This window comes from Variovorax sp. P4_D9, assembly GCF_056401695.1.
The window spans coordinates 1-6689 of record NZ_JBFUIU010000506.1 but is presented as its reverse complement, the minus strand read 5'-3'; the positions used below and the strand labels follow the sequence as shown (position 1 = coordinate 6689).

3 protein-coding genes are annotated in these 6689 nt (G+C 70.1%); 2 read left to right on the top strand and 1 reads right to left on the bottom strand.

The window, feature by feature from the left end:
• Window positions 1–177, bottom strand: a 177-nt coding sequence (gene opgC / locus AC1DY5_RS36880; protein WP_478119431.1) for an OpgC domain-containing protein, incomplete at its 3' end; no start/stop codon positions are given.
• Window positions 178–267: 90 nt separating this feature from the next.
• On the opposite strand from opgC, the gene AC1DY5_RS36875 reads away from it, so the two are divergent.
• On the top strand, window positions 268–6243 hold the full coding sequence (locus tag AC1DY5_RS36875; RefSeq protein ID WP_478119429.1) for an alpha-2-macroglobulin family protein: 5976 nt from the start codon (window positions 268–270) through the stop codon (window positions 6241–6243).
• A gap of 73 nt (window positions 6244–6316) precedes the next feature.
• On the top strand, window positions 6317–6592 hold the full coding sequence (locus tag AC1DY5_RS36870; RefSeq protein ID WP_478119430.1) for a DUF2277 domain-containing protein: 276 nt from the start codon (window positions 6317–6319) through the stop codon (window positions 6590–6592).
• The last annotated feature ends 97 nt before the right edge of the window (window positions 6593–6689 follow it).

Below are 6689 nucleotides of genomic sequence, written 5' to 3'. Positions count from 1 at the left end.
CAGCAGCACGAAACCTTCGGCGGCCGAGACGAAGCCGAAAGGCTGCCCGAGCGGATCCGTGAGGCGGGTCGGCAGGTGGGTGACGGTCATCAGCACGAGCATGAGCCCGCGCAGTGCATCGATTTCCCAGTAGCGTTTCATCGGTCGCGTGGTCTGTGAGCGGTCCGCGCGAGACACGCACGACGAGCTCCGAATTGTAAGGAACGGGCCCGGAGCCGGGCGCCGCCCGAGGGCAAATGGGCTACGCTCGATGCGCTACGGATCTGGATGGAGGAACAACGCTTGAGACTGTCGACACCCGCCTTCTTGCTGGCTGCCAGCGCCATCCTGGCCACCGGCGMGTCGCACGCGCTGCAGATCACCAGCCTGACGCCGCAGGGCGAGGTCTCGCGCGTGCGCCAGGTGGTCGCCAAGTTCGACCAGCCGGCCGTGCGCTTCGGCGACCCCAAGGCCCCGGCGCCGCTGGCCGTCGCCTGCGCCGATGCCGAGGCCGGCCGCGGCACCGGCCGCTGGACCGGCGAGAAGCAATGGGTCTTCGATTTCGAGAACGACCTGCCGCCGGGCGTGCGCTGCACGGTGACGCGGGTCGCCGGCTTCCAGTCGGCCAGCGGCGCCGCACTGAGCGGCCCCGAGAGCTGGCGCTTCAACAGCGGCGGCCCCTTCATCCGCAACTGGCAGCCCAGCTACGGCAAGATCGACGAGCAGCAGATCTTCCTGCTCGAACTCAACGGCCCGGCCACGCCCGAGAGCGTGCAGGAGAACGTCTGGTGCGCCGCCAGCGGCATCGGCGAACGCATTCCGGTGCGACAGGTCGACGGCGAGCAGCGTGCCGCGCTGCTCAAGGCCCTGCGCCGCGACAAGGAGGCCGAGAAGGCGCCGCAGCGCTTCCTGACGCTGCAGTGCAACCGCACGCTGTCGCCGGCCAGCCGGGTGCAGTTGGTCTACGGCAAGGGCGTCGCGACGCCCTCGGGCGTGGTCAACAACGTCGAGCGGCGGCTCGCCTTCGAGGTGCGGGAGCCCTTCGCGGTTTCCTTCACTTGCGAGCGCGAGAACGCGCACGCGGCCTGCCTGCCGCTCAAGCCGATGGTGCTGCAGTTCAACGCGCCGGTGGCGCGCAAGCTGGCGGCGGCCATCGTGCTCAAGGGCGCCGGCAAGAGCTTCATGCCGGAGTTCGACAACCACGCGGCCAAGGACGACGACGGCGTGGTCGAGTCGCTGCGCTTCGCCGGACCCTTCGCCGAGCAGACGGCGTTCACGATCGAGCTGCCGCCGAAGTTCGAAGACGCCTCGGGGCGCGCGCTGGCCTCGCCCGACAGCTTCCCGCTCAAGGTCGCGACCGGCCTGATGCCGCCGCTGGCCAAGTTCGCGGCGTCGCCCTTCGGCGTGGTCGAGCGCCTGGCCGAGCCCGGGGGCGTGGCGCTGATGCCGGTCACGGTGCGCCGCGTCGAGCCGGCGCTGCGGGTGCAGGCGTTGACCCTCGGCGCCACGCCGGGCCGGGTCAGCGACCTGAGTCCGAAGAGCGATGCGGAAATCATCGCCTGGTTCCGCAAGGTGCGGCGCTATGACAACGACAGCGTGCCACGCAAGCTGGCCGCGCGCGACGTCAAGGGCGCGCTGCCGAAGGTGATCGACAAGGACGAGCGCGACAACGTCCAGACCCGCATGCTGTCGCTGCTCGGCGGCCAGGCCGGCGTGCGTGCGCTCGACATGCCGAAGGCCGAGGGCGGCGACCCGCGGCCCTTCGAGGTGGTCGGCATTCCACTGACTCCCGGCTTCCACGTGCTCGAGATCGCCTCGCAGAAGCTCGGCGACGCTCTGCTCGACGAGCGCTACGGCAGCGGCCGCACGATGTACGTGCGCACCACGGCGCTGGCCACCAACCTGGCGGTGCATTTCAAGCTGGGGCGCGAGAACGCGGTGGCCTGGGCCACGACGCTGGACAAGGGCCGCGTGGTCGCCAACGCCGCAGTGCGCGTATCGACCTGCGACGGCCGCGAGGTGGCGGCCGGCAGCACCGACGCCAACGGGCTGGTCCGCTTGTCCGGCCTCTCCGCCGACGCCCCGTCCTGCGCCGCCGACGACGACTACAGCGCCGGCGCCTACTTCGTCAGCGCCCGCGCCAAGGATGCGGACGGCGTCGAGGACCTGGCCTTCACCTGGAGCGACTGGCAGCGCGGCATCGAGCCCTGGCGCTTCAACGTGCCGACCAGCCTCGACCCCCGGCCCGACCGCATCGCCCACACGGTGTTCGACCGGATGCTGCTGCGAGCCGGCGAAACGGTGTCGATGAAACACCTGATCCGGACCCAGACACAAAAGGGGTTCGGCCTGCCCGAGTCGCTGCCGGACACGCTGGTCGTCACCCATGCGGGCAGCGGCCAGCAGTTCACGCAGCCGCTGAAATGGCGCAAGACCGCCACCGGCGGACTCAGCAGCGAGAGCAGCTTCGAGATCCCGCCGGCAGCCCGGCTCGGCATCTACCAGGTCGAGCTCAGGAGCGGCAAGGAAGGCGGTGCGAGCGCCGAGGAAGGCGGCCCGGGCAGCCATGTTACCGGCCAGTTCCGGGTCGAGGAGTTCCGCCTGCCGGTGCTGGAAGGCCGCATCGGTCCCGGCGACAACAAGCCGCTGGTCGCGGTCGGCTCGCTGCCGGTCGACCTGCAAATCAACTACGTGGCCGGCGGCGGCGCGGCGGCGCTGCCGGTGCGCGTGTCTGCGCTGGTGCACGGCAAGCAGCCGTCCTTCGACGACTTCGATGCCTTCAGCTTCGCCGCTCCGGGCAAGGACGCCGACAACGACCCGGCGAGCGCTGACGAGGCCCGCGTGATCGCCGACAAGCTGCCGCTCACGCTCAACCGGGAAGGCGCCGGCAAGCTCACAATCGACAACATCCCGGTCGCCCGGGCGACGCCGCGCGAACTGCTGCTCGAGGCCAGCTACGCCGACCCCAACGGCGAGGTGCAGACGCTGCGCAGCAGCCACACGCTGTGGCCGGCCGCGGTCATCGCCGGCATCAAGACCGAGGGTTGGGTCTCGGCCAGCCAGAAGATCAGGTTCCAGGCCCTTGCGCTCGACCTCGCGGGCAAGCCCCAGGAAGGCGTGACGCTCAACGTGCGCGCCATCGCCCGCATCACCACCACCAGCCGCAAGCGCATGGTGGGCGGCTTCTACACCTACGACAACAAGACCGAGGTGAAGGAGATCGGCACCATCTGCAGCGGCAAGAGCGATGTCCGCGGCCTGCTGTTGTGCGAGGCCGAGCTCAAGGAGCCGGGCCAGATCGAGCTGATCGCGAGCGCCACCGACAAGGAAGGCCGCGACAGCCGCGCCGCGGCCACGGTCTACGTGACGCGCCAGGGCGAGCTCTGGTTCGGCGGCGAGGACCACGACCGCATCGACGTACTGCCCGAGAAGAAGAGCTACCAGCCCGGCGAGGTCGCCAGGTTCCAGGTGCGCAGCCCGTTCCGCTTCGCTACCGCGCTGGTGTCGGTGGAACGCGAAGGCGTGATCGAGACCCATGTGGTGCAGCTCAATGGGCAGGATCCGACGGTCACCCTGCAGGTCAAGCCCGACTGGGGGCCGAACGTCTACATCAGCGTGCTGGCCTTGCGCGGGCGGCTGCGCGAGGTGCCCTGGTACAGCTTCTTCACCTGGGGCTTCAGGGCGCCGCGCGAGTGGTGGACGGCCTTCTGGTACGAGGGCAAGGAGTATGTGGCGCCCACCGCGCTGGTCGACTTGAGCAAGCCGGCCTACCGGCTCGGCCTGGCCGAGATCCGGGTCGGCACGCAGTCGCATCGCATCGACGTGAAGGTGGCGAGCGACAAGCCCGCCTACCCGGTGCGCAGCCAGGCGCAGGTCACGATCACCGGTCGGCTGCCCGATGGCAAGCCCGCGGCCGGCGCCGAGGTCGCGGTCGCGGCGGTCGACGAAGCGCTGCTCGAACTGCTGCCCAACGACAGCTGGAATCTACTCGAAGCCATGCTGCAGCGGCGCAGTTGGGGCGTCGCCACCTCGACCGCGCAGATGGAGATCGTCGGCCGCCGCCACTACGGCCGCAAGGCCGTGCCCGCGGGCGGCGGCGGCGGCAAGAGCCCGACCCGCGAGCTGCTCGACACCCTGCTGCTGTGGAAGCCAGCCGTGGTGCTCGACGGCAACGGCCAGGCCACGCTGACGGTGCCGCTCAACGACGCGCTGACCACTTTCCGGATCGTCGCGGTGGCCGACGCCGGCAGCGGCCTGTTCGGCACAGGCCAGGCCTCGATCCGGGCCACGCAGGACCTGCAGATCATCAGCGGCCTGCCGCCCCTGGTGCGCGAGGACGACCAGTTCCGGGCCCAAATCACGCTGCGCAACACCACCGCCAGCGCGATGAAGGTGGAGGCCCGGCMGAGCGCGAGCCTGCTCGCGCTCTCGCCGCAGACGGTCGAGATACCGGCCGGCGAAGCCCGCGAACTGGCCTGGACCGTGACTGCGCCGGCGCAGCTCGCGCAGATGCGCAGCGAGGCGATCCTGTGGGATATCGAGGCCCGCGACACGCTGGGCGGCGCGCGCGATGCGCTCAAGGTGCGCCAGCGCATCCTGCCGGCGGTGCCGCTGACGGTGCAGCAGGCGACCCTGGTGCAGCTCGACGGCCCGTTCACGCTCGATGTCGGCCCCCCGCCGGCCGATGCCCTGCCCGGTCGCGGCGGCCTGCGGCTGTCGCTGCAGCCGCGCCTGGCCGAAGGCCTGACCGGCGTGCGCGACTGGTTCGCCGCCTACCCCTACGCCTGCCTCGAGCAGAAGGCCAGCAAGGCCATCGGCCTGCGCGACCGCAAGGCCTGGCAGGCGATGCTGGCACAGCTGCCGACCTACCTCGACGGCGACGGCCTGGCCAACTACTTCCCGCCACGGGATGGCGAAGCGAATCGCGGCAGCGACATCCTCACCGCCTACCTGCTGGCATCGACGCACGAGGCGGCCGCGATCGACCTGGCCTTCGCATTGCCCGAGGCGGCCAGCACGCCGATGCTGCAAGGTCTGGCGGCCTTCGTCGAAGGCCGCATCCAGCGCGAGTTTTGGAGCCCGCGCAAAGACCTCGACGTGCGCAAGCTGGCGGCGCTCGAGGCGCTGTCGCGCTACGGCAAGGCGCAGGGCCGCATGACCGGCAGCATCACCATCGCGCCCAACCAGTGGCCGACCAGCGCGGTGATCGACTGGCTGCAGGTGCTGCGGCGCGTGCCCGATGTGCCGCAGCGCCAGCAGCGCCTCGACGAAGCGGGCAACGTCCTCAAGGCGCGCCTGAGCTACCAGGGCACGCGCCTGCTGTTCAGCACCGAGCAGGACGACAACTGGTGGTGGCTGATGGCCAACGGCGACGTCAACAGCGCCCGGCTGCTGCTCGCGGTGCTCGAGGATCCGGCCTGGAAGGACGACATCGGCAAGCTGGCCAGCGGCTTCATCGGTCGTCAGCAGAACGGCGCCTGGCACACCACCACCGCGAACCTGTGGGGCGGGATGGCGCTCGAGAAATTCTCCAAGCGCTTCGAGAGCACACCTGTCACCGGCGTAACAGCGGCCAGCCTGGGCACGGCCAAGGCGCAGGTGGACTGGCGCAAGGTCGAGCGGGTGACGGCCGGCGACCCGGGCGGAGCACCGAACCAGGCCAGCGCTTTCGGCGCACCGGCCTCGCCGGGGATGCTGCGCAACAACACGATGTTCGTTCCGTGGCCGGCCTCTGCGGCGCGCGACACGCTGCTGTTGACGCAGAGCGGCAGCGGCAAGCCCTGGCTCACGCTGCAGTCGCTCGCCGCCGTCGAACTCAAGGCGCCCTTTGCTGCCGGCTACGCGATCAAGAAGACCGTGACTGCGGTCGAACAGGCGGTGCCCGGCGTCTACACGCGCGGCGACGTTCTGCGGGTGAGCCTCGAGGTCAACGCCAGCGCCGACATGACCTGGGTCGCGATCACCGACCCGATCCCCGGCGGCTCGACCATCCTCGGCGGCGGACTGGGCCGCGACTCGCAGATCGCGACCCAAGGCGAGAAGCGCTCGGGCAGCGGCTGGCCGGCCTTCGAGGAGCGCAGCTTCGAGGCCTTCCGCAGCTACTACGAATACCTGTCCAAGGGCGTCGTGAAGATGGAGTACACGCTGCGCCTCAGCAACGTCGGCGACTTCGCGCTGCCGCCGAGCCGCGTCGAGGCGCTCTACGCGCCCGAGATGTTCGGCGAGATGCCGAATGCAAGAATCAAGGTGGAGGCGGCGAAGTAGCGCGGCGCGCGGGGTTGAGCTTGCGCTCGATCTTGCGCACACTGCGCCATCGACCCTCTCGCATGGAGACATGATGTGTAGAAGTATCAAGACTTTGTTCAACTTCAACCCGCCCGCCACCGAAGAAGAAATGCGCGCCGCATCGCTGCAGTTCGTGCGCAAGCTCAGCGGCTTCGCTCGCCCCTCGAAAGCCAACGAGGCGGCCTTCGACCGCGCGGTGGAAGACGTCACGGCCGCGGCCCGCGCGCTGATCGAATCGCTGGTGACCACCACCGATCCGCGCGATCGCGAGATCGAGGCGGCKCGCGCCCGCGCACGGACCGCGGTCCGCTTCGGCGCCCAGGGTTGAAACCGGACACACAGATGCCAACCATCGAACAAGTCCAGCAGATCCTCGAGCCCCTGTTCCCCGGCCTGATGGGCGTTCGCCTCGTCACGCTCGAGCC